This window comes from Halobacillus sp. ABD4_316, assembly GCF_056161385.1.
On record NZ_JBSWZA010000003.1, the window covers coordinates 457,851 to 483,440 of the forward strand.

A 25,590-nucleotide genomic window follows, 5' to 3' on the forward strand; every position below is an offset into this window, starting at 1 on the left:
AAACATGATACACTAGTTGTGGAATCATACCTATCAGACCATACAAAAACGAGGAGGTGATTGGATGAAGGTAAAAAGAATCAACCAGATTGAAGAATATTTAGAGCAGAAACAAGAAGCCTCTTTAGAGGAATTAAAAGACTACTTTGATGTTTCCCTCAATACGATCCGCCGGGATATCAATGAACTGACCAAGGCCGGAAAGATCAAAAAAGTTTACGGCGGTGTCGTTTACAACAAAAACACTTCGACAACGACCACGTATGAAGTAAGGAATATCAACCGGCTTGCCGAGAAGAAAAGGATCGGCCGTTACTGCTCCCAGTATATCGAGCAGCACGACATCGTCTACATCGATTCCGGGACGACCACCCACTTCATATTAGATGAACTGCCCTCAGACATTGAGTTCACTCTGATCACGAACAGCCTGGAAGTCATCAATAAAGCGGTCATTTTCCCTAATGTGAACGTTATGATCATCGGGGAAACGTACAAACGCTCAACCAAATCCTTCACGGGATTTACTGATGAACAGACAATTACCAAATTCAACATCAATAAGGCTTTCATGTCTGCAACAGCATTTTCCATCAATAACGGAGCCTCCAACTCAGACCTTCTGGAAAACCGCATTAAAAAAGAGGTCTGTGACCGAGCCAATGAAGTATACCTGCTGATTGATTCTACGAAATTCGGAAAAAGCTCCTTGTTCACCTACTGCAACCTGCAGGGTGTGAACACCATCGTTACCGACAGCAGCGTGGAGACGTCCTATGCCGAAGAGATTCAAAAAGCGAATAAAGCGCTGATTACCGTATAAAGGAGAGGGTCGTTGTGCCATTATTGAAATTTCATATGTATGAAGGAAGAACAGAACAGGAAGTGAAGAAACTGTTGGATGTTACCCATGAAGTGATGGTCAATGCTTTTGAAGTACCAGAAAGAGACCGCTATCAAGTGGTGCACGAACATAAACCGTACCAGATGATTATGGAGGATACAGGTCTCGGTTTTACACGATCCGAAAAATTTCTGCTGATCCATATGATTTCAAGAAAGCGGACAGAGGAACAGGTGACCTCTTTTTATGAAAACCTGGCCCATGCTCTTGAAGAACAGTTCGGCATTACACCTGAGGACTTAATGATCTCCATCTCTGTAAACGGAGACGAAGATTGGAGCTTCGGCGGCGGCAAAGCTCAGTTCTTAACCGGAGATCTATAAAAAACAGGCATCTGAAATTAATCAGATGCCTGTTTTATTTACTTTTTCAGATCAAACTATCCAATGTATACACCAAATTCATGCCCATCTCGATACACGTTATGAACCGGAACCTTAAAGCGCTTCTGTCCGACCAAGCAGTGCTGCACCAATCAATCCTGCTTTCGTGCCCAGCTCCGCCGGCTCAAGTTTCACCTGATTCCTCAATTGCGGATACAAATAATCATTCAACCGTTCCCGCAGAGGGACAAGCAGCAGATCCTCCGACTGCATCACTCCTCCTCCAAGCACAAACACAGACGGATTTACAATGTGAGTGAGGTTGGCAATGCCCATGGCTAAATAGGTAATCGTATCATCCACGATGAGGGCTGCTGCTTCGTGCCCTTCCTTCACCTTCCGGAAAACCTCTTCCGCACCGCCGTCTACACCAAGGCGCGCTTTTCCTTCTCTCCCGATAGACGTACCAGAAGCCAGGGATTCGAAGGAACCAGCATTCAGATTGGACCAGCTTGGGCCGTCCGGCTTTAAAATCATATTGCCGATTTCCCCGGCATACCCCTGGGCCCCTTGAACGATTTTTCCGTCAAGGACGTAACCACCGCCGATTCCGGTGCTGATCGTTATGTAGTAACTGGAGCTATGACCACGCCCTGCGCCGAATTTCGCTTCAGCGAGTGCAGCTGCGTTAGCGTCGTTGTCGAGGTACACCGGAATATCGACGGCTGCCTGCACCTCATCAACAAGCGGAATGTCATCCCACCCCGGTAAATTTGGAGGGCTGAGAATTCTTCCTTGGTGAGGATTGAGAGGACCTGGAGATCCAATTCCGATGGATGCAATGTCGTGGCTGTCCATCAATTCCTTGATCATGTCGTTCATCTGCTGAATCACATAAGCCGGCTCTTTATCCGTTTCGGTGCGGATGCTTTTCTCAACAAGAATGCTTCCCTTTTCATCTACGACACCTGCGCGCAGGTTGGTGCCGCCCAGATCAATGCCGATGGTTTTCATATCCATCACTCCTTTACGATTCTTCTTTATACATCTACTATACATGCAGAATGAAGACCTACCAAATGAAACCGGACCTATAAGTTCCTTCTCTATGTTCCATTACTATGAAGGATTGTTCTTACTCGTCTTTTTCATGAAAATTAGCATCCACCTAATCAATAGAAGATAAAACACGGATGAGCGTCTGCTTGAATTTTTCACGGTCCACCGCTTCACAGACGCGGACATTGGCTTTACACCCACTCCGGTTATTGATATCCACCATGCTGTACCCGCGGGTCAGTCTCCCCTGGGTCTCGACTTCGACGTAATAGGAATGAGATGCAGTCATGATCGATGCATCCGCGGCTATCGCAGCAAGCAGTGTGTCCGGATGGGTGGTTCCGGGCAGACGGTGTACTTCTTTATTGAACTGCCTTACCACCTTGTTGACCGCTGTGAAAAATCGGGAGCCGGTGGTATTCAGGCCTTCGATTTCCCGGTGGTCCTCCTCATCCATCACCGAATAAGCGACGCACATCTCCCATCCGACCATTGTGACAGGAACGCCTGACTGGAGGACGATATTGGCAGCCTCCGGATCGACCCAGAAATTGTACTCAGCCGCGGCTGTAATATTGCCAAGCGAGTTATTCGTTCCTCCCATGACATACACATGCGGAATCAGCGGAATAATACCCGGGTCTTTTTGAAAAGCCATCGCAATGTTGGTCAGCGGAGCGATAGCCAGCAGTTCAATTTCCCCAGGATTATTCCTGATCGTGTCAATTATAAAGTCTACCGCATGTGTCGTTTCCGGACGCTGGGTGGCTGGATCAAAAAAGGCACCGCCCATGCCATCCTTTCCATGAACGTCTTCAACGGTACGGTGAGCCGTCATCCCCACTGCATTCAACGGACGCTCCACCCCTTTGTATACCGGCACTTTCTCCTCCGGGGCTGCGACCTGAATCGTATAAAGCGCGTTTTCAACTTCCTGATCGAAAGCCACATTTCCCCCGGTAATGGTAACCCCCTCCACCTTGAAATGATGAAGCGTCGTTAACAGGGCGATTGTATCGTCACCGGCTGTATCTGTATCGATAATGACGCGTCTCATCTTACGTTCCCCCTTTATGTATAAGTATTCCTTCTTCATTATCATACTAAAAAAATGGTAGAACCTATGCTTGTGTGCACATCCTAAGATAATTGAGGCGCCTTATGATACGATATGTGAGTCAATACAAAGCAAGAGATTGGAGCATTCAACATGAAAGCAATGGCTAAACGGGGCTACACTTTATTGATCAGCCTTTATGTCCTTATTTATTTTATCGTTTCCTTTGCAGGCGGAGAGACCTTGTCCACCGCTATGTCGTTGTTTGGTCTGGCCGCCTTCATCATCGGATATGTTCTGCTTCCGGTAAAACAGGCATGGATATCATTACTCCTGTTAATCATTGCCCTCTTTGTCCACCTCATTGCGGGCACATCCCTCACTCAGGGCGTGGTGGAGGGCTTCACCGTGATGAGTGGTTTGATTGCGCTCCTGCTGATCGTCCCTGCGATCAGCTGGGTGCTTGAGGAAAAGCCGTACATCGAATCGGTCATTAACTTTGCACAGAGGCTTTTGAATACGAGCCGGAAATTTTATTTCGGAATGATGGTCATCACCCAGATCATCTCCTATTTCCTGTTGTTCGGATCGATTCCGATGGTATACGGGATGATCAACGATTTTCTCAACAAACAGAAAGGCGAAGCATGGGAAAACTATAAAGGGACCGCCCTCCTTCGTGCTTTCAGTTTAACGACGATGTGGGTCGTCAGCATTCCAAGTTTCATTTTCGCCGTCGATGCGCTAGGAGCATCACTCGGTCTATCAATTCTGCAGGGATTTTTTATATCCTTTGCCGGCATCCTTCTGTCTGTTCTCTTTTCCAAATATCAGGAGCGGCACTACGGAGTGGATTTAACCGCAGGCATTCAGGAGCAGCTTGCTGAAATTGCCGAGCAGAAAAAACAGGACACCCGCGGCAATAAAGATGCTGTCGAGTTTGCTGTATTATTTGTGACGTTGTTTGGATCGATTTTCATCCTGAACGCTGTATGGCCTGTCGACCTGCTGTTGATTATTCCGATCGTCATTACCGCCTGGGTCATCCTTTACTTCATCGTCCGCGGTCGAACAGGGGCAATTGTAGAGAACGGAAAAGTTTATCTGAAGGAAAGCATTCCTAATAAAGCCCAGCAGTTTTCCATTCTATTGGCGGCCGGCTTTTTAATCAATGCGGTCAACCAGTCAGGATATGGAGAATACATTATCGATGGACTGTTTTATATTACAGACGCTGTACCGTTCCTGAATTTCCTATGGGTGCTGCCGTTCGTCGTCATCATCCTCGGATTCATCGGTTTGGGACCACTGACCGTGATTGTTCTTGTATCTGGGATTCTTCAAGGAGTGGAACTTCCATATCCACCGGAAATCGTCGTGCTCGGCATCACCTCAGGAAGCGTGATTTCCATCATGGTGTCACCGCTGATCCTCCCGTCGATTATCTTAAGCTCTGTGAATAAATTAAGCATTGTCAAAAACGGACTGATGTTCAACTACAAATACGCCATCGTCTTTTATTTAATGGTTCAGCTGTATCTACAGCTTGTTGTTTTCTTCTTCCTATAATAAGCCCTTCCACTGGTTCTCATGCGGCAGGGAAACCCGATGTTTTCCCAGTGCCTTCAGGAGCTGCGGCCGTGCCCGCGGCAAGCATTCACCGATTAGCGAAACGTGACCATCGCAGCTCCATTAGATGAGAAACACTTTTTTCTAAAATTCGACGACAGGCGTTCAGCCTGTCGTTTTTTAGTAGGGCGGTTCAAAGAAATGGGAATCGGTTGATATGAATAGAATAAGTTAACAACCTTCGGAGGTGGAGCATGAAAACGTATATTGAAGTGGAGCCGGGTGTCGAGTTGTATGTTGAAGATCACGGAGCGGGAGACGTCCTCGTTTTTATACCGGGATTTACTTTTACGACAGAGGTTTTCTCCAGGCAGGTGGATCACTTTTCAAAAACGCACCGGACGATTGTCATCGATCCGAGAAGTCATGGGCGCTCGACAATGACGGTTCATGGCAACGACTACGTCACGCATGGAACCGACCTGAAGAAAGTCTTACAAGCGTTAAAAATCGAGAACCCCACGCTGATCGGCTGGTCGTTCGGATGTCTCACCGTATGGGAATACATCCGCCAGTTCGGCGCAGAAGGAATAAAAGGGCAGGTTTTTATTGATATGCCGCCAAAATCCTTATCTCTCCATGAAAATCAGGACTGGGTGGAAGGAAAACTTGATGATATGGCGGCTGCCTATACCAACTATCTCCATAACCCTAAGGGACAGCGGGATTTCATTTCCGCCTATGCGAACGGGGTGATGGTCCAGAGAGATTTAACAGAGGAGGAGCTGTCGTGGCTGGTGGAGCAGTCCCTCACCACCCCCTATTACATCGCAGCCAACCTGTTTTCATCCGGCCTGTTTTCAGACTATCGGGAGGAAGCTGCTTCAGGAAGTCAACAGATTCCGACCTTGTATGTCATTGCTGAACACTGGAGCGCCACGGCCCGCCCTTACTTAAACAAGCTGGCTCCGGAAGCAGGGATTGATGTACTCGGAGGTCACATGATGTTCTGGGAACACTCGGGAAGATTCAATACGCTCCTGGAAGCCTTCCTCCACAAACAAACCTGACAAAAAAACCTTTATGGTTTATCTAAAGCGACCTCCTGTGTCATAGAGGTCGTTTTCTATCATATAAATCTATTATGGACAAGATGTTGTGTACTCGATAAGAAATGAGGGTATAGATTTATAACTTACAGGGAGGTGAAAACGAATGGCTTTGGAAGTCCTATGTGAAGTGAACAACTGCATCCATAATGAAGGTGGGGAAAAGTGCGGAGCTCCTGCCATCTCCATCGTCAGCGAATCCGGACGTACCGCTTCCTCTCAGGAAGAAACCGACTGCCGGACATTTGAAGCAAAAGAAGCTTAATGGTTTCTCCATTCCCAGTGGCCTTCACGGCTGCTCTTTTTTTCCACCCTACTGATAAAAAGAATCATTTTCACTCCACGGATCCCTCTCCCACTTTCCTCCCATTTATAAACAAGATGGTTCCCCGAAGCTTCACATCCCTTTATCATGAAACGTGAGTGTTGACTCACAATTCATAAAGAGGTGACGAAAAATGGCTGATATCCTGATGATCAACGTTCCCGCAGAGGGGCACGTAAACCCGAGCCTCGGTGTTGCGAAGGCCTTTGCCGACCGTGGGGACAACGTCCACTACATAACTACTGAAAAATATAAATCCCGGCTTGAAGGTGTAGGGGCTAACGTCTATCTACATGAGGACCACCTGCTCATCGGCGGTGTTGATCCTACTTCAGAAGAAGGGATCCAATTTTTCATGAACATCATGCTGCAGACCTCCACCGATATCTTATCGATAACGAAGCAGCTTGCGGAAGAGATCTCCTTCGATTTTGTTTACTATGATTCTTTCGGAGCGGGAGAACTCGTCAGAGACTACCTGCAGATTCCAGGCTTCTCATCATCCGCCTCGTTCCTGATTCCTGAAGAGTACCGCAAACGTCTTCCTCTTCATCCGGAGAACACCGGTACAATGGAGTACAGTGATAAAAACAGGCAGCTGATGGAAACAATGAAACAGGAATTCGGAGTAGCGCCATCGTCCATGCTTCAATTCATGCATAATCAAGGAGAGCGGACGATGGTCTACACCAGTGCTTACTTTCAGCCTCAATTAGACGAATTTGGTAAGGAAAACCACTTTATCGGGCCAAGTTTTCCTGAACGGAAGGGCACCCATGACTTCCCTCTACAAGATTTAAAAAATGAAAAAGTGCTGTACATCTCGATGGGGACCGTTCTCGATCAAGTGGAAGAGTTTTTCAACCAATGCATCGACGCTTTTGCCGACTTTGATGGAAAAGTAGTCATTGCGGCCGGATCTTTTGCAGATTTTAATAAAATCATTGCGGCTCCGGAAAACTTTATCATCCGGTCCTACGTTCCTCAGCTTGACGTGCTGGAACACACGGATGTCTTTTTAACCCATGGTGGGATGAACAGCGTGAATGAAGCCATTGATAAGGAAGTTCCGATGGTTGTTCTTCCCCGCGATAAAGATCAGCCCATGGTGGCAGCGAGGCTTGCGGAGCTGCATGCCGGTTATCCGATTTTCCCTGGAGACGTATCGGAAGAAACCCTGCACCAAGGAGTGGATCAAGTCGTGAATGATGGAACCTACCTGGAAGGCATCCGGAAGATTAAGGAAAGTTTTGATCACTGCGGCGGCCCGCAGGAAGCTCTCGCCGTAATCGATCGATACCTGGAACAAAGGATATAAAGAAGCCGGGACTCAAAAGAAGTCCCGGCTTTTCTCGTTCTTATTTTTTCTCTTCGGCAAATGTCTTGATGCGGTCAGCAATCTCATCACGGACACGCTGGAATACCGCCCATTTTTCTTCCTCTGTCCCTTCCGCTTTCGCCGGGTCATCAAAGCCCCAGTGGAAACGTGTGACGTGAGGAGGTGTCATCGGACATTTATCATTGGCATCACCACAAAGGGTGATTGCATAAGCTGCGTTAGTAAGGACATCGTTATCAATGATATCAGACTCTTGGCCACTGATATCAATATCCACTTCATTCATCGCTTTCACAGCATTCGGGTTCAAGCCATGAGCTTCGATACCCGCTGAGCGGACATCAAATTCCTCTCCCAGGTATTCTTTTCCGAATCCTTCTGCCATTTGACTGCGGCAGGAATTTCCTGTGCATAGAAAGTAAATGACTGGTTTGTTAGACATAAAGCATTTCTCCTTTTTAAATGGTCGTTATAAGATGAGCAGCCATACATAGAGACCGGCTAATGTAATGAATAAAGTGGGAACGGTAAGGATGATTCCGATCTTAAAGTAATAGCCCCAGGAAATTTTCACACCTTTTGTCGAAAGGACGTGAAGCCATAATAAGGTGGCCAGGGAGCCGATCGGCGTAATCTTCGGCCCAAGGTCTGAACCGATGACGTTGGCGTAAATCAAAGCTTCCCTCATTGTTCCCGTTGTATTCGTCTCAGCAATCGCCAGGGCATCAATCATCACTGTCGGCATGTTATTCATAATGGATGACAGGATTGCCGCAATGAATCCCATTGATACAGTACCGACAAACAAGCCTTGGTCCGCTGTGGCCTGAATCACATCAGCCAGGACGTCCGTCAAGCCGGCGTTACGCAGGCCGTAGACAACGACATACATCCCAACCGAGAAGAAAACGATGGCCCACGGGGCTCCTTTGATGACTTCTCCTGTTTTTACAGCGGCACTTCTGCGCGCCATTAACAAGAAGAAAATGGCCACAATGCCGGCAATAATCGATACTGGAATACCGAGCGGCTCACTCGCGAAGTATCCAACTAACAGAATCACCAGGACGGCCCACGATAAGCGGAACATTTTATGATCCTGGATTGCATCCACAGGCTTCTTCAGCTGAGCCAGATCATACTGCCCCGGAATACTCTTACGGAAAAACAAGAATAAAACGAGGATACTGGCCGCTAAGGAAAACAAGTTCGGTACAACCATACGGGAGGCGTATTCAATAAAACCAATGTCGAAAAAGTCCGCAGAAACAATGTTGACGAGATTACTGACAATCAGCGGCAGTGAAGTCGTATCTGCAATAAATCCACTTGCCATAATAAACGGAAGAACCATCGCTTCCTTGAAGTTCAAATTTCGTACCATCGCCAGGACAATCGGCGTCAAAATCAACGCCGCCCCGTCGTTGGCAAACAAAGCAGCCACAACTGCACCAAGCAGGGTGACATAAATAAACATGCGCCGGCCATTTCCTTTAGCAGCACGCGCCATATGGAGCGCCGCCCATTCGAAAAAGCCGATTTCATCCAAAATCAGCGAAATGATGATAATCGCCACGAACGCAAGGGTGGCGTTCCAGACGATATCCGTCACAGCGAGAACATCCTGAAAATCAACGACACCAAAAATCAGAGCAAGTATGGCACCCGCACAGGCGGACCATCCAATCCCCAGATTTTTAGGCTGCCAGATGACAAAGATCAGGGTAAGTATAAATATAATCGTTGCTATCCATGCCAAATCCGAACAATCCTCCTACTAGTCACACTGGATGCGTCTGCCCGCTTTTTCCAATGCGATTAACTTTTCTTTTTGATCAGGTATTTGATTCAAAACTTCCTCAATAATCGGGTAGGTCTCATGACTGGTGTTCAAGGAGTAAAAGATCCACTGCCCTTTGCGCTTCTCCTTGACTAAGCCGGCATCCCGCAGCTTTCGTAGATGCTGGCTGACCGAAGGCTGACTCATCTCCAGGACATCTACAAATTCGCAGACACAACACTCTCCATCTTTCAGCAGTCCAACAATTGTCAGACGGGTTTTATCTCCAAGAAGCTTCAGCGTTTTTGCAGCTTCTTCCAACGTCATTATGGTTTTCTCCATACCATCACCTCAACCATCAGTGTATAAGTATATGCTTATATTTGCAACATAAAATTAACCCCTCTCCTTTTCATTATGCTTCCATGGGTGCCACATGTCCTCCATATATTTCGACCGGACGGGGCCACCGGCAAAGCGCAGCAGCAAATAGCTGCCTATCAGAACAGACCATAAAAACAGGAGGGAATAAACAGGAATCGTCATGATCTTTCCATCCCGCACTGTCCGGGATGATCGCACCACATACGCTCTTCAACTTCAGTGACATCCATGTTCAATCCATCAGCGATTCTCCGGATAAAGGATGATGATGGATAAAGCACCTCTTTTTCGAGGCGTTCAACAGAAGCAGCATCTGTACCAAGAACCCAGGCCAACTCTTCTACACTCATGCCCATTCCTTTTCTTCTCTGCTGCAATTCCACCCCATAACCCTCACAAGGTTTTTGAGTTACCATATACAGCCTCCTTAAAATAGTTATATAAGTATATACTTATAAGTTAATGAGAATATGTTAACTAAATATATATAGTAAGTAAATATTGAGTTAAGAAAGAACTTCCATAGAAAACCCCTTCGGCATTCATTATGTGGCGAAGAGGTTGGTTTAGAACGACATCCTTTTATCAAAACGGAGGGCCGACTGGAGTCACACAGTCAAATAAGACTAAATAAAACACATCTGTCATGCCTTTCAATCCTATTGGAGTCTTTCCGTTTTATGAATCTTCCTATTGTAACTCCGTAGGAATGGTGATAATATACTAGTCATAAATAGTATGTCACATTAACACTAAATACTTAATTAGTGTGTCATAATAAGTCGCACTCTCGAAAAGAACGGCGAAATCACTCGTACACCCCCGGGTTTTGCGGCCATCACAAAAACAAACAGGGAGAGGTCTTGTGACTAAACAAATGACTGTGTACATCGTATCGGACTCCGCAGGTGAATCCGCTGATCTTATGATCAAGACAATTATGAGTCAATTCACCGGACAGGACATCATCATCAAGCATTTTTCCTATGTACAGGATCATCAGGAAATGAATAATGTCATCACATTAGCCAAATACAACCCTTCCATCATCGCCTACACGATCGTGACCCCTGCTCTCAAGCAGTACTTGGATCAACGAGGGGAAGAAGAAGGCCTTACAGTTGTCGATTTGATGAATCCGCTCATGGATGTGTTTTCTCAAAAGTTTCAAATGGAACCCACTTGTGAACCTGGTCAGATCAGAAAACTGGACGAAGATTATTTCAAAAGAATCGAAGCGATTGAATTCGCTGTGAAATACGATGACGGGCAGGAAGCCAGAGGCCTGAACCAGGCAGACCTTGTTCTCGTCGGTGTTTCCCGGACATCCAAGACTCCTCTATCGATGTATTTAGCCAATAAGAAAATTAAAACGGCCAATGTCCCGCTGATTCCGGAGATTCCGCCACCACCGGAACTTTTTTCGATTCCGGGAATCAAATGCATCGGCCTGATCATTACTCCTGAGAAGTTGAACGACATCCGTAAAGAACGCTTGAAAAACCTCGGCCTTACCGGTCCTGCTAATTATGCGTCTCTGAACCGGATCCTGACTGAACTGGAATACGCTCAAAATATTATGAAACGTATCGGCTGTCCCATTATCGATGTGTCCAACAAAGCCATCGAAGAAACCGCTGATATTATTTTAGATCTTTATAACAAGAGGGGGAGTTTTGCGTGATGGATAAGACGTTTGTTTTCATGTTCGATGAGCTTAAACATGCAGGGAAAGAATTATTGGGTGGAAAAGGAGCCAATCTGGGTGAAATGACGAAGATCGGTCTGCCGGTGCCCTACGGGTTTACAATCACGACGGATACGTGCCGCTCCTACTACGACTCCGGACAGCAGCTTCCAGAAGAAGTTGAGGATCAGGTCTTGGATGCACTGAAAAAACTGGAGGAGACCACGGGTAAGGAGTTGGGCAGTCCATCGAATCCCCTCCTCGTCTCTGTCCGTTCAGGCGCAGTTCATTCAATGCCCGGGATGATGGACACTGTTTTGAACCTGGGAATGAATGATGACACGGTCAAAGGCATGGCCGAACTGACCGGCAACCCTCGTTTCGCCTATGACTCCTACCGCCGCTTCATTCAAATGTTCAGTAATGTTGTGTTAAAAGTGGACCACTATCATTTTGAGCAGCGTCTTGAAAACGTTCGTTCTTCAAAAGGATACACATCCGATACACAAATCACCGCTGAAGATTGGAAAGGAGTGATCGAAGAATTCAAAGCCATCGTACGCACGCAATCGGACCGGATCTTTCCGGAGGACCCGAAGGAACAGTTGTTTCTCACCATCCGTGCTGTCTTCGACTCCTGGAACAATCAACGCGCCATTTTATACCGCCGCCTCCATCAGATTCCAGGTCACCTGGGCACAGCCGTGAATGTGCAGAGTATGGTGTTCGGAAACACGGGCGAAGATTCCGGTACAGGTGTAGCGTTCACCCGCAATCCGTCCACCGGAGAATCTGAGTTGTATGGAGAATACTTGATCAACGCTCAGGGCGAGGATGTGGTCGCCGGCATCCGCACCCCTCAGCCCATCGCAAGTCTGCACTACGACATGCCGGAAGTCTATCAACAGCTGGTGGACACGTGTAATCTGTTAGAAAACCATTATAAAGATATGCAGGATATCGAATTCACGGTGGAACGCGGAAACCTGTTCATCCTTCAGACCCGGACAGGTAAGCGGACGGCTCAGGCGGCCATTAGAATGGCTGTTGAAATGGTAGAGGAAAAGATTATGAATAAGCGTGAGGCGCTGTTACGTGTCGACCCCGATCAGCTCCACCAGCTTCTCCACCACCGGATTGACCCGGGGCATGGGAAGACACAGATCGCCAAAGGACTGCCGGCTTCCCCGGGCGCTGCCTCCGGACAGGTCGTTTTTGATGCCGATGAAGCTGAAGAACTGGCCGGAAACGGAAAGAAGGTTATCCTCGTCCGCCCGGACACGACACCGGATGATATTCACGGCATCGTAGCAGCACAGGCCGTCGTAACGAGCCGCGGCGGTATGACAAGTCATGCGGCCGTTGTCGCCAGAGGGATGGGAAAAGCCTGTATCTGTGGGTGTGACTCCATCAAAATTGACCTGGAAGCCGGACAATTTACGGCAGGGTCTGTCACAATCCATTATGGCGACCTGATGACCATCGACGGAGCCACTGGTGAGATTTTCGCAGGAGATATCCCGATGATTGAGCCGGAACTATCCGATGAATTCCAGCTTCTCCTCCAATGGGCGGATGAGGAAGCTCAAATGGGTGTGCGGGCCAACGCCGACAACCCCGTCGATGCTGCCAAAGCTCTGGAATTCGGTGCAGACGGCATCGGGCTCTGCCGGACCGAGCACATGTTCATGGACGCTTCCCGGCTGCCGACGGTACAGAGTATGATTTTGTCTGAAACGACCATCGAACGGAAAGAAGCATTGGATAAGCTGCTGCCGATGCAACAGGAGGATTACGAGAAAATCTTTGAAGTCATGCAGGGACATCCGATTACGATCCGCTTGTTGGATCCACCACTCCACGAATTCCTCCCTGATAAGGAAGAACTGCTCGTCGACGTAACAAGACTTTCCTACACGGATCCTGACTCGCAGGAACTGCAGACGAAGAAAGACATGCTGCGTAAAGTGCGGCTTCTGGAAGAATCCAATCCGATGCTCGGCCACCGCGGCTGTCGTCTCGGTATGATCCATCCTGAAATCTATGAAATGCAGGTCAGAGCCGTCTTCCAAGCCGCGGCCAATGTTATGAAAAAAGGAATCACGGTCATCCCCGAAATCATGATCCCTTTAGTAACCCATGTCAACGAACTGAAAGACATGCGCCGACTCGTCCTGAACATCAGCCGTCAGGTGGAAGAGCAGGAAGGAGAGGCGTTTCAATACTCGATCGGAACGATGATTGAAACGCCGAGAGCCGCGTTAACGGCCGACCAGGTCGCACAGGAAGCCGACTTTTTCTCCTTTGGAACGAACGACTTGACCCAGACCACATTCGGGTTCAGCCGGGATGACGCAGAAGGGAAATTCCTCCACCATTACGTCGAAAACGATGTCCTTCCACAAAATCCGTTCGTATCACTGGATCAGGATGGCGTCGGGAAATTGGTAGAAAGCGGCGTGAAGCTGGGCCGTCAGACGAAGCCATCTTTAAAAACCGGCATCTGCGGAGAACACGGTGGCGAGAAGACATCCATCCAGTTCTGCTTTAACCTGGGGATGGATTATGTCAGCTGCTCCCCTTTCCGGGTCCCTTCCGCCCGGCTGGCAGCAGCTCAGGCATCCGTTCGTCATTCACTCCACGTTCCGCAGTATCAATAATAGAAGAATCAAGATATTTTCCACAAAAGAAAGGACGCTGAACCGCCCCTCCGAGGTTTTTGTTCAGCGTCCTTTTTCTATGAAATTACCAGGATACCTTTTTCCCGCTCAGCTTCTTCACGCCGATTTCTTTGGTTTGCTTTTTCTTCTGCTGTTTGCTGAGCCAGTACTGCTCGATTTCTTCGAGTGTCTTCCCTTTCGTTTCCGGAACGAGCTTCCAGACGAAAGCAAAAGATAGAACACACATCAGGCCGTAGAGACCATACGTGAAGCCTGCACCCAATTCAAGAAGAGTCGGGAACGTCGTTGACACGAGCAGGTTACTTCCCCAGTTCACCGCAACGGTCAAAGCCATGACCTGCCCACGGATTTTGTTCGGGAATAGTTCTGATGCGAGTACCCATGTCAACGGACCGAAAGATAAGTTGTAAAATGCCACAAACACCAGGATGGAAATCAGTGCGCCAATGCCCATCGATCCGGCGAATGACAGGGCAGCAATGCCGAACATCCCCACTGCCATTCCGACAGAACCGATAAGAAGCAGTCGCTTACGACCAACTTTTTCAACGAACATAAGAGCAATCAGGACGAAGATGAAGTTTACAACACCAATCATGATCGTCTGCAGCATGGAGCTGTCTGAAGATGCACCCATGTTGGCGAAAATACGCGGCGCGTAATAAAGGATAACGTTGATTCCGACGAATTGTTGAGCGATTGCCAGCAGCAGTCCTACAGAGACGACCAATTTACCATAAGAGAAGATGCTCGTTTTCGTCTTATCAAGCTTGTCAACGGCCTGTCTGATATTTTTATAAATCTCCCGAGCCGCTTCTTCAGAGCCGTTCACTTTCTTAAGAATATTCATCGCTTTTTTATCCTTATTTTTCATAACCAGATAACGCGGCGTCTCCGGTACGAGGAACAATAATCCGAAGAACAACAGAGCCGGTATAGCTTCTGAAGCAAACATATACCTCCAGCCAATATCATTGATCCAGCTCATACTTTGTCCTGCAACGATTCTCCAGTTAATAATGTATACAACCAGCATCCCGAAAATAATCGCGAGGTTATACAGAGTGACCAGCTTCCCTCGGATTTTCGCCGGTGCCGTTTCACTGATATACAACGGCCCCAGTCCGGATGCAAGCCCTACGCCGATACCACCAATGATTCTATAAATATTGAACATAATGAAAAGACCCATGGTCGGTTCACCTTTAGTAAAGAATAAAAACTCCGGTGAACTGGAAAGGAGTGCGGAAAAGAAAAACAGGACAGCCGCAACGATCAGTGAATTCCTCCGTCCAATCCGATCGGAAATCATCCCGCTCATCAATCCACCAGCAATACAACCAATCAAAGCACTGGAAACCGTCAACCCTTGAAATAATTTACTCAATCCTAAACTATCTATGAAGTAGACTTCCAGAGACTGTTCTGCACCAGAGATAACAGCTGTATCATAGCCGAACAGCAGCCCTCCCAACGCTGCAATCACAGATAAGAATATAATGTACGTCCGACTTCGTTTCATCTGCTTGGAACATCCTCTCTTAAAATTTCGATTAATCTAACAGTCTGAACCTGAATAAAATGAAATCCATTCCATATGGATTATCTATCGAATACTCCTATTCCCTCCTTCAGTCTGATAACTTCTATAATTAGGTAAATGTGAATTCTTAGCTGTACATTTCTCTGAATCACAATTTTTAAAACATCCCCCGCAAAATGAAAGGGTTTACAATTGAATCTTTTATACGCTGGATGTGCCCGCACGCCTGGGATATATAATACTTAGAAAAAATTTACTATTGGTTGCTATTTTAGAATTTATAATAAATTTATAACATTTATAAAAAGTTTAGTTCTTAATAAAGAACGTATAGTTGTAATCGTTTACATAAAACAAAAAAACGAATCCCTTTTGTTTAGGAATCCGTCTTTTTTTCAGCTTTTGAATATGTAGGAATCATAAGTGTCCCTGTGATGAACACCGCATAGGAAAGGATACGGATAACGTCATAATAGTTCCCTGACCTGAAGTAGATCAAGTTGATTACCATTGTGGCTGCACTTGCAATCACGAATAGGATTCCCCACTTTTGTTTGGTCATAAGCCCTCTCACTCCAATCCTTTTCAGTACCTTTTATTTTACCAAATTAAGGTGACTCAGTTACCTCCCGCTCCACTGTTATTTACTTATTATTCATCATCCCTGTGATGACAGGAATGATGTTTTCCGACCATGTGATCGGAAGTTCAGCAGCTTCCAATAAAGGATTCAAATATGAAATGCGTGCAGCCTCTGATCAGTCCAATCTGAATGATCCTTCTTCTATGAATGATACTGGCGAAGGAGAGGGTTTAAACCAGGAAAATGCGGGCGGAGAGGCTGAAAACACGGCCGTTCTGACGCCTGAGAAAAGATATCCCGAGTTATTTAAAAAGCTGCAGGAGACAGAACATCTCCAGATGACTGCCGACAACTACATTGGTTCAATTACATTAATGGAAGACGATATGGACCCTTACGCGGGAAAAAAACTGACGACCCATGGATTCGTATTCCGGGATGACAACTTTCCGGATGATCAGATCGTCGTAGGGCGGTTCGGAATCAGCTGCTGTGTAGCTGATGCAGGGATTTACGGCATTCTTGTTCAAGGGGAGAACCTTGGTCAGTACAAAAATGATACATGGGTGGAAGTGACAGGAACACTTGAAAAAGTACAGATGAACGGATGGGAGCTTCCTCTCATTCAACCGGAAGCGATCAAACCGATCGAGACACCTCCGGAACCGTACGTCTATGAAGACTTAGAATTTGGCGGATAACAAAAAGTCACAGCCCCTGACGGCTGTGACTTTTTATATCAGGCAGACGTTACAATCCGCTCCGCTGACTTTCTCGCACCAGCTATATTTCTCGCGGCCGGTCCGATTTCCAGTTCCGCAAGAGCCCCTGCAACATATAACCCTTCCTTCCATTCCAATGACGTCGACACTATAGGGAATCCGCAGGGCGCGTACGGCAGACCGATCTGTTCAATGAGAGGCTCCAGCCATTCCTTCCCAGGGAGACATGCTTCCGCTCCTGTAGCCAGAATGATAGAGTCACCTGACACAAGCTGCCCACCTGTCAATTGAAGATTGAAACCATGCTCCCCTTTCACAGCTTTTTCTACTTCCCCGGTATATATCTTTAATCTGGAGGCACTCCCCTGCCGTTTCAACTGAACATGGAGATCTCTTGTAATAGAACCTTTATGTCTTGCCTGTTGAATGAACCTCCGGCGTTGGTCATAGCAGGTCAGTTTCTCATAGTCGTTTAAAAACTTCGGACCAAGCCACCCAGGGTCGCTGTCAAAGTCCTCTACCCGGAAGGGGTGACGCTTCACTAGAGAAACAGATGCTATCGAGGTTTTGTTCGACAATGCATTAGCCAGGTGAGCCGCCGTCATCCCTCCTCCAACAACGACAACGCGGCCTTCGTGAGGCACAGGGGTGTGCATATCAAACACATGACTGACAGAAATCCCGTCTTCATGAGCCCATTCAGGATAATGCGGGGAGTGATTGACGCCCACAGCCAGTACCACCTTCTCCCCTTGGACGAGAGAACCATCTTCCAGAGACACATTCCAATGTTGGTGTTCTTTGGAAATACCATTGACTATCCCCTGCTTCCAGCATTCTTTAAGGCGTACATCATCAAATACATCCATGCTGTGCTGATTAAACAGGTCCAATTGAGGTCTCGCATACCTCCCTCTGAAAGGCTGGGCAAAGTCATGACCTTTGGAGTATTTGCTCAGACTATATGGATCTGTGTCCAGGTGGTGGACAGAAGGGGATCTTAAATGAGACATCCCAATCTTTTTCGTTAACGTCTGCCACACGTGCATAGGCCCGGGAAATGGATCAATCATTAACAATCCCTCATTCCCTGCTTTTTCTCCAAGAAGCCGCCGGGCCACACAGCAGCCCTGAACACCACCACCAATAATGATCCATTTGTACATAACCTTCAATCTCCTTTAGCTTACCAGCTGGATTTTTTCATCCCCATGACGGCTGATGTTGATGTTGAATAACAACAGCTGCCCATCTTCTGACTTTAATTTGCCAAAATTAAAACTCTCCTCTATATATAAATAGCATTACGAACAAAACGTAATGATTACTATTTATTGAAGAGTAAATTTTTTTTAAACCACTCTTTGATTCGCATTTATGCTTAAACCGTCCACTGATTAAATAGTAACCGTTACTATTTAATGACGTACTGATATTAAATCACAGGTTCAAAACGTTGGCAAGAAGAAAATGAAGGTTGGGTGCTCCCTACTCGTAATCAGTCCATACATAAAGACCCGGTTATAAAAATAACCAGGTCTTTATTCATTTCCTCCGAATACCGATCGTACGACCGGCCTGCTTCGGATGCTCCTGATCCGCATGCATCTGATACACAGAACGAATCCTCTGCTCCACTTCATCAGGAAAAACAGATGGGCGGCCTGTATTTTGATCCATACCCATCAGCATTTCTTCAAGCGTGGCAGTTATTTCACCATGTTGATTCTTCATCGTTAGAAACAAATGAATACGTTTGGCATCATAATCCAGAACGCGGGCGGTGATTTCAAATGGCTCGTCCTCATGCATTTCCTTCAGATAGCAGATGTGCGTTTCCAATGTGAAGATCGTATACGCGTAGTGGCCTCGCGCTGTTTCGTCCAGTCCGATATAATCGATAAACGCATCTGTCGCTAAGCTGAAGGCGCGGTTGTATTCAGCATCGTTCATATGCCCGTTATAGTCCACCCACTCCGGCAGCACGCGGTCTTTATAATGAAAGGATTGTTCCATGAATCCCCCTCCTTTACCGTTTGACAGCGGTCTGTTCTTCCGGCCAGTATTCCTGTACAAGATCATACAGCTTCACTAAAAATTCGTTGCGGTTCTGATCGAGTTCAGCCATCGACATGCCATTGGACTGATGCTCACACCCGGATACGACTTTGTCATACAATTCGTCCGTAAGTTCCGGTGCCTCAAGCTTCGTCCACGGCTTTTTCAAGGCCGGGCCGAACTGCTTCAGCATGTGACGCATACCACCTTCGCCTCCCGCCAGGTGGAACGTCAGGAATGGACCGTACTGGGCATAGCGCATGCCCGCACCGTGGGTGAAGGCTTTGTCTACTTCTTCCGTTGTCGCAATCCCTTCATTAACGATATGAAGAGACTCTCTCCAAATCGCTTCAATCAGGCGGTCTGCAATATGACCTTCAATTTCATGGCGGACGAGCAGGACACTCATATTCAAGCTTTCATAAAAAGCTTTCGCTTTATCTACATTCTCGTCTGTTGTCTGTTTTCCTGCTACGACTTCTACAAGAGGCAGGATATACACAGGATGGAACGGGTGTGCCACGACAAATCGTTCCGGATGCTGTAGATTCTCTTGAAGTTCAGAAGGCATAATGCCCGACGTACTTGAACCAATAATCGCCTCCGGTTTGGCGTGTTTGTCAATCGTCTGCAGCACAGACTGCTTCAATTCCTCCACTTCAGGCACATTTTCTTGAATGAAGTCTGCGTTTTTCACCGCATCCTCTGTATCTTTTACGAATGTTAAACGATCTTTGGAAGCCCCCTCAGCAAGGCCGAGCGCTTCCACATAAGGCCAGGACTGCTCAACAGCCCAGCGCATCCGTTCTTCTGCTCCTTCTGCTGGATCTGCTGCGATCACATCATATCCTTGAGCAAGCATACGAACGATCCAGCCGTTTCCGATAACTCCTGTTCCGACAATGGCCGCTTGTTTAATAGACAACATTATTTCCCTCCATGTGGGTTTCTTAGATTGAGATATTCACGCGCTTCCTGCGGGCTCATCGGTTCAAGATCCAGGCCGCGGAGCATACCTACAGCCTTGTCGACCAGCTGTTCATTCGTTGCAGGAACACCTTTGGAAAGATAAATATTATCTTCCAGGCCGACACGGACGTTTCCACCGAGCATCGCTGATTGAGAAGCCATCGGCATCTGCATGCGCCCGATTCCAAACGCTGACCAGTGCCCATTCTCCGGAATACGGTTCTTCATATACATCATCGTTTCTGCATCAGCCGCCGCTCCCCACGGAATTCCAAGACAGAATTGGTACATCGGATCGCCGTCGATCAACCCTTCTTGCACCAATTGATTGGCAAAACGAATATGACCGGTATCAAAACATTCCAGTTCCGGCTTCACACCACTCTTCTGGATCATTTCGGCCTGATCTCGAAGCCAATCTGTCGGACTCATATAGATCATGTCTCCGAAATTCGTGCTGCCGCAGTCGAGCGTACACATTTCAGGAAGCAGTTCACCGACAGGCGCATGACGCTCGGTCGGCGTCTGGATATCTGTACCGGCTCCGCCCGCGGCAGGTGTGCTCAAGCTCGGGATGAAATCCCCGCCTCCACCGGACGTAATATTAATGATGACATCCGTTTCCGATTCACGAATCCGGTCGACGATTTCACGATAGTGGTCCACATCATGACTGATGCCTCCCGTTTGCGGATCCCGTGCATGCACGTGGGCAACCGTAGCTCCCGCTTTAGCTGATTCAATCGCAGATGCTGCAATTTCCTTCGGTGTCACAGGGACGTGGGGGTTTTTCTTCATCGTATCTCCCGCCCCTGTGACCGCAGAGGTTAACAATACTTTATTTTTCATTCCAAAGGTCCTCCTTTGAATTGGTTTGTTTGATCATCCAGTTGAAACTATACCATCTGGACTGTTTAGTTTCAAATCCCTTTCAAGAATTCCCTTATCCATCAGGAATCAAAAATCCCCTTCCATCCCTTCAGCATCAATGATTCAATCGTACAAAAATTTCTTTATAAACTTTTAAAACTATTATCAAAGCATATGCTAAATAAAAAACATCAAATAAACGGACCCAGATCGTCATTCCTTGAATATGTACGGACATTCTCCTTTATACGGCCCTATCCATCCATTGAAACAAAACCGTCTGGATTGTAAAGTTTACATCGGATTATCAAATTCATAACGGACTTTTTCTTAAGGGGGATTTCTATATGAAAAAACAAATCATGGATTGGAAAACATTCGGAGGGGCCCTGGCACTCCTGTTGTTCGTTTCACTGCCTCTTCTGATCTTTCCGGAACAAGGAAAGGAAATCGTCCTGGCTGCCAACGAAATTGTTACCCAGCGGCTCGGTTTCCTATTCTTATCCGTAGGCTTAGTCATGCTGCTTTTCCTCTTATTTATAGGGGTGAGCCGCTATGGAGATATCAAGCTGGGAGATGCGGATACCAAAACAGAATTCAAAACCGGCTCCTGGGCAGCGATGCTGTTCACGAGTGGGATTGGAACAGGGATTCTCTACTGGGGTGTCATTGAGTGGGCCTACTACTATCAGGGACCCCCATTCGGAATTGAAGCGGGATCCAGCGAAGCGATCCAGTGGGCATCGACCTATGGTTTTTTCCACTGGGGACCGATCGCATGGGCAATGTTTGCCATACCCGCCCTTCCTATCGGCTACATGTTTTATGTCAAAAAAACCGATGTATTCAAAATCAGTGAAGCTTGCCGTCCCGTTTTAGGTAAGTATACAGACACATGGGTCGGCCGACTCGTGGATATTCTCTTCATGTTCGGACTGCTTGGCGGAGGGGGAACCGGTCTCGCTCTGTCTGCTCCAATCATTTCATCCGGACTCAACCATCTTGTCGGCCTGCCGGATACGATGATGACGAAATCCGTTGTGCTGGTGATTTGTACACTGATCTTCGGACTCAGCGCCTATTCCGGACTGCAGAAAGGAATCCGGGTATTAAGTGACATCAACTTATGGCTGGCCTTTCTACTTCTTCTATTCATTTTCATCGTTGGACCGACCACCTTCATCACAGAAACGACCGGCACCGCCCTCGGCCGCATGATGGATAACTTCTTCCTCATGAGCATGTGGTCGGAACCCTTTAATGACCTTGGCTCCTTTACACGGACCGGTTTCCCGGAAGGCTGGACCGTATTCTATTGGGCCTGGTGGATCGTTTATGCCCCATTCGTCGGCTTATTCATCGCCCGGATTTCCAAAGGACGGACCATCCGTCAGGTCGCTTTTGGAACGGTCTTATTCGGAAGCCTTGGAACGATTCTCTTTTTCGGGATTCTAGGAAACTACTCGATGTACCTGGAGCTGAGCGGGCAGTACCCTGTTATTGAAACGTTAAATAATGAAGGGGCACCTGCAGCCATCATCGGCACATTAACCGAGCTGCCATTAGACACATTTGCAATCGTTGTGTTTATTTTACTCGCGACGATCTTTTTATCGACAACCTATGATTCCGGTTCGTATGTCATTGCTTCCGTCGTCCAAAAACGGGTCGAAGGAGAACCACTTAAATGGAACCGCCTGTTCTGGGCTCTGGCATTGTCCATCCTTCCAATGATCTTCATGAATATGGGTGGATTGACGACACTACAGACCATCAGCATTGTCGGAGGCTTCCCACTGCTTGTCATCCTGCCGATTCTTGGATGGTCCTTTATCAAAATGGTTAATGAAGACCAGGCAGCGGAAGAAAAAGAAAACAAGAAGGCATCTTAACGGAGGAATACGATGAAATCACGTTATGAACAAGGATTAGAGATTTTAAGAGGATATACAGACGAAGAAAAAGGAACCAATCACTTTGAACTGATGAAAGCATTGGAAGATATTTCCCCGGATCTCGGGAAATATATCATTGGTTTGCTTACGGGGATATTTACAACCGGGATCACCTGGATAAGAAAGGGCGTGCACTTACAGTCTTATCCAGTCTTGTCACTCAGGGCAGCGGCAGCCTCCCCCAGCTCGAACTTCATATCAATACGGCTCTCAATGCGGGGCTGTCTGAAAAAGAAATCGTAGAAGCGATGATGCAGTTGATTCCTTATGTCGGATTCCCCTCTGTAATCAATGCGCTGACGCAGGCTCAACAGGTGTTCAAGGAACGCAAAAACAAACAAAAAACGCACGCATAAAAAAATCACCAGTCCCTTGTTGGGATCTGGTGATTTTTATTTAGGCCGGCTTTGTTCTTCCAACCGCTCCAGCACCTGCTCTCGAAGCGTCTGAGGCAGAACGCCGAGGCCGAAAATTTCAGACAGCCATAATCCGTCTACAGCAAGACGCAGAATGGTGGCATCGACAGGATCGAGTCCATCATGTTCCATATGATACTGCCAGTCAGCATAGGTCTCCTGTAAAGGCTTCATGAGTTGAGGATTGATGCCTTGAGCGGCCAGCATTCCCCCACTGATCGTCTGGTTTTCTATACTTTTATCGTGGAGCACTTTAATAAATGCCCGTGCCCACTTTCCGACTTCATCCTCTTCTTCGTCCACAAAGCTTTCCACGTTCTCTTTGTAGATGTCATTCATGTGCTGGACAAGCGCTTTCACTAGAGCTTCCTTTGTTGAAAAGTGATACAACAGCCCGCCCTTGCTGACTTCTGCTTTTTTTGCAACGGCATCCAATGTCAATGCATCGCTTCCCTGCTCCTTCACAATCAATGCCGCTGCTTCCAGCAGTTTCTGCCGTTTTGATACTCTTGGCATATACGTCCCCTCATTTTTGTTCATTTTCCCATAATGTTATCAGTAGTCATACATTTTATCAATTTGGGATACAGGGATGAATGGAAAGGCGCTGTCTGAACAAGAGGCGTAATTCTCTTCCCCGTTCAATAAACTAGAGTAACCAAGCAACGTTTAGGAGCGATTCGTATGTTAAAAAAGTTCGTCGATCCCCTTCCCATCATGAAAACCATGCGTCCGGCAGGCTGTCTCCACGGTGACCCCTATTTTGAAGTCACAATGAAGGAAACATTCCAGAGGCTGCACCGAGACCTCCCACCTACAAAAGTGTGGGGCTATAACGGGCAGTATCCCGGACCTACATTCCACGTCTGGAAGCATCAGCCGATCCACGTCTTATGGAAAAATGAACTTCCTGAACGTCATTTTCTCCCCATTGATACGACGGTTCATGGAGCAGAAAAAAGTCAGCCGGAAGTACGGACGGTCGTACACCTGCATGGAGGAGTGACGCCGGATACCAGTGATGGCTACCCAGAAGCGTGGTTCACCCGTCACTTTAACAAAGTAGGCCCTTACTTTTCTCATCGAATGTACACTTACCCCAATCATCAAGACGCTGCCAGCCTTTGGTACCATGACCATGCCATGGGGATTACCCGTCTCAACATTTACGCTGGTCTTTCAGGCATGTACATCGTCCATGATGAAAATGAAGCCCGATTGAACCTTCCCTGCGGTCCCTTCGATCTCCCATTGATCATCCAGGACCGTTCGTTCCGGGAGGATGGCAGCCTTTTCTATCCATCGAGGCCAGCCCAGCCTCAAACGGCACCCACTCCTTCGGTCATCCCTGATTTTTACGGAGACACCATTTTAGTGAATGGGAAAGTCTGGCCCCATTTAAATGTCGAACCTAGAAGATACAGATTCCGGATTCTGAACGGATCCAATGCCCGGATCTACCGCTTATCCCTTTCCAACGGAGCTCCTTTCATCCAAATCGGCACCGATCAGGGACTACTTGAGACCCCAGTCCGCGTACCTGCTCTCGTATTAGCACCTGCCGAAAGAGCGGATGTGATCATTGATTTCTCCACTTGTTATGGAAAAACCATTATCTTGGAGAATGATTTCGAAACCAAGGGTGAAAAAGCGGATCCAGAAACGACAGGAACGATTATGCAGTTCCGAGTCAATCAGCGTCTTTCCTACATCGATCACAGCTCTATTCCTGCGTGGCTCGCTCCTGTTCCAAGATATACATATGTGGACAGAACCCGGACACTGAAACTGAACATGCGGAAAGATTCCTACGGACGTAATATTCACTTGTTGGATGACCACTTATGGTCAGATCCCGTTACTGAAGTTCCAAAGCTCGGACAGACGGAAGTGTGGAGCATCGTCAATGAAACAGAAGCGATCCACCCGATCCACCTTCACTTGGTCCGTTTCCAAATCCTTGACCGCCAGCCTTTCGATGTGGATGTTTTTAAACAGGAAGGAAAGGTCATCCTTACAGGACCGCGTGTCGCTCCGGATTTGAATGAAAGAGGCTGGAAGGATACCGTTCGTTCCCGTCCCGGAGAAGTAACAAGGATGATCATGCGCTTTGGCCCCTACCCTGGTTTGTTTGTGTGGCACTGCCATATTTTAGAGCATGAGGACTACGAAATGATGCGTCCATACTTTATTCGGACATAAAAAAACGCATGGTTTCTTCCGCTTCAATAAAACGGGAGAAAACCATGCATCTTCC

General features: G+C 47.2%; 25 protein-coding genes. 12 read left to right on the forward strand and 13 right to left on the reverse strand.

All coding sequences use genetic code 11. From position 1 onward, the window contains the following. Positions 1-64: 64 nt before the first annotated feature. Together ACXAJH_RS14700 and ACXAJH_RS14705 are read left to right on the forward strand one after the other, a co-directional pair. Positions 65-823: a DeoR/GlpR family DNA-binding transcription regulator gene (locus ACXAJH_RS14700; protein WP_474994377.1), complete on the forward strand. Its 759-nt coding sequence runs from the start codon at positions 65-67 to the stop codon at positions 821-823. A 14-nt stretch (positions 824-837) separates the two neighbouring features. Continuing rightward, positions 838-1,227 carry a tautomerase family protein gene (locus ACXAJH_RS14705; RefSeq protein ID WP_474967303.1) on the forward strand — a complete coding sequence of 130 codons (390 nt, stop codon included), beginning with the start codon at positions 838-840 and terminating at the stop codon, positions 1,225-1,227. A 114-nt stretch (positions 1,228-1,341) separates the two neighbouring features. Here the strand turns inward: ACXAJH_RS14705 and ACXAJH_RS14710 are convergent, their stop codons facing one another. Next, the gene (locus ACXAJH_RS14710) at positions 1,342-2,241 is read right to left on the reverse strand and encodes an ROK family protein (protein WP_474967302.1); all 900 of its coding nucleotides are present in this window, start codon (positions 2,239-2,241) and stop codon (positions 1,342-1,344) included. Between the two features lie 154 nt (positions 2,242-2,395). Further along, entirely contained in the window at positions 2,396-3,343 is a 948-nt protein-coding gene (locus tag ACXAJH_RS14715) for a nucleoside hydrolase (RefSeq protein WP_474994379.1), read from the reverse strand. 153 nt (positions 3,344-3,496) lie between these two features. Between ACXAJH_RS14715 and ACXAJH_RS14720 the strand changes: the two genes are divergently transcribed. The 4 genes from ACXAJH_RS14720 (at position 3,497) to ACXAJH_RS14735 (ending at position 7,664) form a co-directional block, all read left to right on the forward strand. Next, on the forward strand, positions 3,497-4,912 hold the full coding sequence (locus ACXAJH_RS14720) for a hypothetical protein (RefSeq protein ID WP_474967300.1): 1,416 nt from the start codon (positions 3,497-3,499) through the stop codon (positions 4,910-4,912). Between the two features lie 254 nt (positions 4,913-5,166). After that, positions 5,167-5,982, forward strand: coding sequence for an alpha/beta fold hydrolase (locus tag ACXAJH_RS14725; RefSeq protein WP_474994381.1), 816 nt, complete (start codon positions 5,167-5,169; stop codon positions 5,980-5,982). Between the two features lie 145 nt (positions 5,983-6,127). Beyond that, positions 6,128-6,286, forward strand: coding sequence for a DUF1540 domain-containing protein (locus ACXAJH_RS14730; RefSeq protein ID WP_160839461.1), 159 nt, complete (start codon positions 6,128-6,130; stop codon positions 6,284-6,286). Positions 6,287-6,479: 193 nt separating this feature from the next. After that, positions 6,480-7,664, forward strand: coding sequence for a macrolide family glycosyltransferase (locus tag ACXAJH_RS14735; protein ID WP_474994382.1), 1,185 nt, complete (start codon positions 6,480-6,482; stop codon positions 7,662-7,664). Between the two features lie 40 nt (positions 7,665-7,704). Here the strand turns inward: ACXAJH_RS14735 and arsC are convergent, their stop codons facing one another. The 4 genes from arsC to ACXAJH_RS14755 all read right to left on the reverse strand — a co-directional run bounded on the left by arsC (position 7,705) and on the right by ACXAJH_RS14755 (position 10,265). Next, positions 7,705-8,127 (reverse strand): arsenate reductase (thioredoxin), encoded by a 423-nt coding sequence (arsC, locus tag ACXAJH_RS14740; protein ID WP_474994384.1) that lies wholly within the window; start codon positions 8,125-8,127, stop codon positions 7,705-7,707. A 27-nt stretch (positions 8,128-8,154) separates the two neighbouring features. Further along, complete coding sequence (locus ACXAJH_RS14745; protein WP_474967296.1) at positions 8,155-9,444, reverse strand: arsenic transporter; 1,290 nt, start codon at positions 9,442-9,444, stop codon at positions 8,155-8,157. An 18-nt stretch (positions 9,445-9,462) separates the two neighbouring features. Beyond that, entirely contained in the window at positions 9,463-9,807 is a 345-nt protein-coding gene (locus ACXAJH_RS14750; RefSeq protein ID WP_474967295.1) for an ArsR/SmtB family transcription factor, read from the reverse strand. Positions 9,808-10,007: 200 nt separating this feature from the next. Continuing rightward, positions 10,008-10,265, reverse strand: a complete 258-nt coding sequence (locus ACXAJH_RS14755) for a helix-turn-helix domain-containing protein (protein ID WP_474967294.1) — start codon at positions 10,263-10,265, stop codon at positions 10,008-10,010. A 449-nt stretch (positions 10,266-10,714) separates the two neighbouring features. Here ACXAJH_RS14755 and ACXAJH_RS14760 point away from each other — a divergent pair, with 449 nt between their 5' ends. Both ACXAJH_RS14760 and ppdK read left to right on the forward strand, forming a co-directional pair. After that, the gene (locus ACXAJH_RS14760; RefSeq protein WP_474967293.1) at positions 10,715-11,533 is read left to right on the forward strand and encodes a pyruvate, water dikinase regulatory protein; all 819 of its coding nucleotides are present in this window, start codon (positions 10,715-10,717) and stop codon (positions 11,531-11,533) included. Next, on the forward strand, positions 11,533-14,196 hold the full coding sequence (ppdK, locus tag ACXAJH_RS14765) for a pyruvate, phosphate dikinase (RefSeq protein WP_474994386.1): 2,664 nt from the start codon (positions 11,533-11,535) through the stop codon (positions 14,194-14,196). Before ACXAJH_RS14760 ends, ppdK begins: the two co-directional genes overlap by 1 nt. A gap of 85 nt (positions 14,197-14,281) precedes the next feature. On the opposite strand, the gene xylE is transcribed toward ppdK, so the two are convergent. Together xylE and ACXAJH_RS14775 are read right to left on the reverse strand one after the other, a co-directional pair. Next, positions 14,282-15,739, reverse strand: a complete 1,458-nt coding sequence (gene xylE / locus ACXAJH_RS14770; protein ID WP_160839473.1) for a D-xylose transporter XylE — start codon at positions 15,737-15,739, stop codon at positions 14,282-14,284. Positions 15,740-16,136: 397 nt separating this feature from the next. Then, entirely contained in the window at positions 16,137-16,322 is a 186-nt protein-coding gene (locus tag ACXAJH_RS14775; protein ID WP_474994388.1) for a hypothetical protein, read from the reverse strand. An 80-nt stretch (positions 16,323-16,402) separates the two neighbouring features. On the opposite strand from ACXAJH_RS14775, the gene ACXAJH_RS14780 reads away from it, so the two are divergent. Continuing rightward, positions 16,403-17,044: a TIGR03943 family putative permease subunit gene (locus ACXAJH_RS14780; protein WP_474994482.1), complete on the forward strand. Its 642-nt coding sequence runs from the start codon at positions 16,403-16,405 to the stop codon at positions 17,042-17,044. Positions 17,045-17,082: 38 nt separating this feature from the next. On the opposite strand, the gene ACXAJH_RS14785 is transcribed toward ACXAJH_RS14780, so the two are convergent. The 4 genes from ACXAJH_RS14785 to ACXAJH_RS14800 all read right to left on the reverse strand — a co-directional run bounded on the left by ACXAJH_RS14785 (position 17,083) and on the right by ACXAJH_RS14800 (position 20,941). Then, on the reverse strand, positions 17,083-18,231 hold the full coding sequence (locus ACXAJH_RS14785; protein WP_474994390.1) for an FAD/NAD(P)-binding protein: 1,149 nt from the start codon (positions 18,229-18,231) through the stop codon (positions 17,083-17,085). A gap of 379 nt (positions 18,232-18,610) precedes the next feature. After that, positions 18,611-19,081, reverse strand: coding sequence for a thioesterase family protein (locus ACXAJH_RS14790; protein ID WP_474972132.1), 471 nt, complete (start codon positions 19,079-19,081; stop codon positions 18,611-18,613). Between the two features lie 13 nt (positions 19,082-19,094). Continuing rightward, positions 19,095-20,042: a 3-hydroxyacyl-CoA dehydrogenase NAD-binding domain-containing protein gene (locus ACXAJH_RS14795; protein WP_474972335.1), complete on the reverse strand. Its 948-nt coding sequence runs from the start codon at positions 20,040-20,042 to the stop codon at positions 19,095-19,097. A gap of 8 nt (positions 20,043-20,050) precedes the next feature. Continuing rightward, positions 20,051-20,941, reverse strand: a complete 891-nt coding sequence (locus ACXAJH_RS14800) for a beta-keto acid cleavage family enzyme (RefSeq protein ID WP_474972133.1) — start codon at positions 20,939-20,941, stop codon at positions 20,051-20,053. Positions 20,942-21,309: 368 nt separating this feature from the next. Between ACXAJH_RS14800 and ACXAJH_RS14805 the strand changes: the two genes are divergently transcribed. Next, positions 21,310-22,854: a BCCT family transporter gene (locus ACXAJH_RS14805; RefSeq protein ID WP_474990981.1), complete on the forward strand. Its 1,545-nt coding sequence runs from the start codon at positions 21,310-21,312 to the stop codon at positions 22,852-22,854. A 176-nt stretch (positions 22,855-23,030) separates the two neighbouring features. Beyond that, positions 23,031-23,273, forward strand: coding sequence for a carboxymuconolactone decarboxylase family protein (locus tag ACXAJH_RS14810; protein ID WP_474994484.1), 243 nt, complete (start codon positions 23,031-23,033; stop codon positions 23,271-23,273). 36 nt (positions 23,274-23,309) lie between these two features. Here ACXAJH_RS14810 and ACXAJH_RS14815 read toward each other — a convergent pair whose 3' ends face one another. Beyond that, positions 23,310-23,849, reverse strand: a complete 540-nt coding sequence (locus ACXAJH_RS14815; protein ID WP_474967279.1) for a TetR/AcrR family transcriptional regulator — start codon at positions 23,847-23,849, stop codon at positions 23,310-23,312. Positions 23,850-24,017: 168 nt separating this feature from the next. Here ACXAJH_RS14815 and ACXAJH_RS14820 point away from each other — a divergent pair, with 168 nt between their 5' ends. After that, positions 24,018-25,535: a multicopper oxidase family protein gene (locus ACXAJH_RS14820; RefSeq protein ID WP_474972136.1), complete on the forward strand. Its 1,518-nt coding sequence runs from the start codon at positions 24,018-24,020 to the stop codon at positions 25,533-25,535. Positions 25,536-25,590 lie beyond the last annotated feature (55 nt).

What these genes read in the sequence shown, in the direction of transcription:
- ACXAJH_RS14700 (WP_474994377.1), top strand. Translation starts at nt 65, where the DNA reads ATGAAGGTAAAAAGAATCAACCAGATTGAAGAATATTTAGAGCAGAAA.
- ACXAJH_RS14820 (WP_474972136.1), top strand. Translation starts at nt 24,018, where the DNA reads ATGTTAAAAAAGTTCGTCGATCCCCTTCCCATCATGAAAACCATGCGT.
- ACXAJH_RS14735 (WP_474994382.1), top strand. Translation starts at nt 6,480, where the DNA reads ATGGCTGATATCCTGATGATCAACGTTCCCGCAGAGGGGCACGTAAAC.
- ACXAJH_RS14785 (WP_474994390.1), bottom strand. Translation starts at nt 18,231, where the DNA reads ATGTACAAATGGATCATTATTGGTGGTGGTGTTCAGGGCTGCTGTGTG.
- ACXAJH_RS14805 (WP_474990981.1), top strand. Translation starts at nt 21,310, where the DNA reads ATGAAAAAACAAATCATGGATTGGAAAACATTCGGAGGGGCCCTGGCA.
- ppdK (WP_474994386.1), top strand. Translation starts at nt 11,533, where the DNA reads ATGGATAAGACGTTTGTTTTCATGTTCGATGAGCTTAAACATGCAGGG.
- ACXAJH_RS14775 (WP_474994388.1), bottom strand. Translation starts at nt 16,322, where the DNA reads ATGACCAAACAAAAGTGGGGAATCCTATTCGTGATTGCAAGTGCAGCC.
- ACXAJH_RS14800 (WP_474972133.1), bottom strand. Translation starts at nt 20,941, where the DNA reads ATGAAAAATAAAGTATTGTTAACCTCTGCGGTCACAGGGGCGGGAGAT.
- ACXAJH_RS14720 (WP_474967300.1), top strand. Translation starts at nt 3,497, where the DNA reads ATGAAAGCAATGGCTAAACGGGGCTACACTTTATTGATCAGCCTTTAT.
- ACXAJH_RS14755 (WP_474967294.1), bottom strand. Translation starts at nt 10,265, where the DNA reads ATGGTAACTCAAAAACCTTGTGAGGGTTATGGGGTGGAATTGCAGCAG.
- ACXAJH_RS14790 (WP_474972132.1), bottom strand. Translation starts at nt 19,081, where the DNA reads ATGGAACAATCCTTTCATTATAAAGACCGCGTGCTGCCGGAGTGGGTG.
- ACXAJH_RS14715 (WP_474994379.1), bottom strand. Translation starts at nt 3,343, where the DNA reads ATGAGACGCGTCATTATCGATACAGATACAGCCGGTGACGATACAATC.
- xylE (WP_160839473.1), bottom strand. Translation starts at nt 15,739, where the DNA reads ATGAAACGAAGTCGGACGTACATTATATTCTTATCTGTGATTGCAGCG.
- arsC (WP_474994384.1), bottom strand. Translation starts at nt 8,127, where the DNA reads ATGTCTAACAAACCAGTCATTTACTTTCTATGCACAGGAAATTCCTGC.
- ACXAJH_RS14815 (WP_474967279.1), bottom strand. Translation starts at nt 23,849, where the DNA reads ATGCCAAGAGTATCAAAACGGCAGAAACTGCTGGAAGCAGCGGCATTG.
- ACXAJH_RS14725 (WP_474994381.1), top strand. Translation starts at nt 5,167, where the DNA reads ATGAAAACGTATATTGAAGTGGAGCCGGGTGTCGAGTTGTATGTTGAA.
- ACXAJH_RS14710 (WP_474967302.1), bottom strand. Translation starts at nt 2,241, where the DNA reads ATGAAAACCATCGGCATTGATCTGGGCGGCACCAACCTGCGCGCAGGT.
- ACXAJH_RS14750 (WP_474967295.1), bottom strand. Translation starts at nt 9,807, where the DNA reads ATGGAGAAAACCATAATGACGTTGGAAGAAGCTGCAAAAACGCTGAAG.
- ACXAJH_RS14730 (WP_160839461.1), top strand. Translation starts at nt 6,128, where the DNA reads ATGGCTTTGGAAGTCCTATGTGAAGTGAACAACTGCATCCATAATGAA.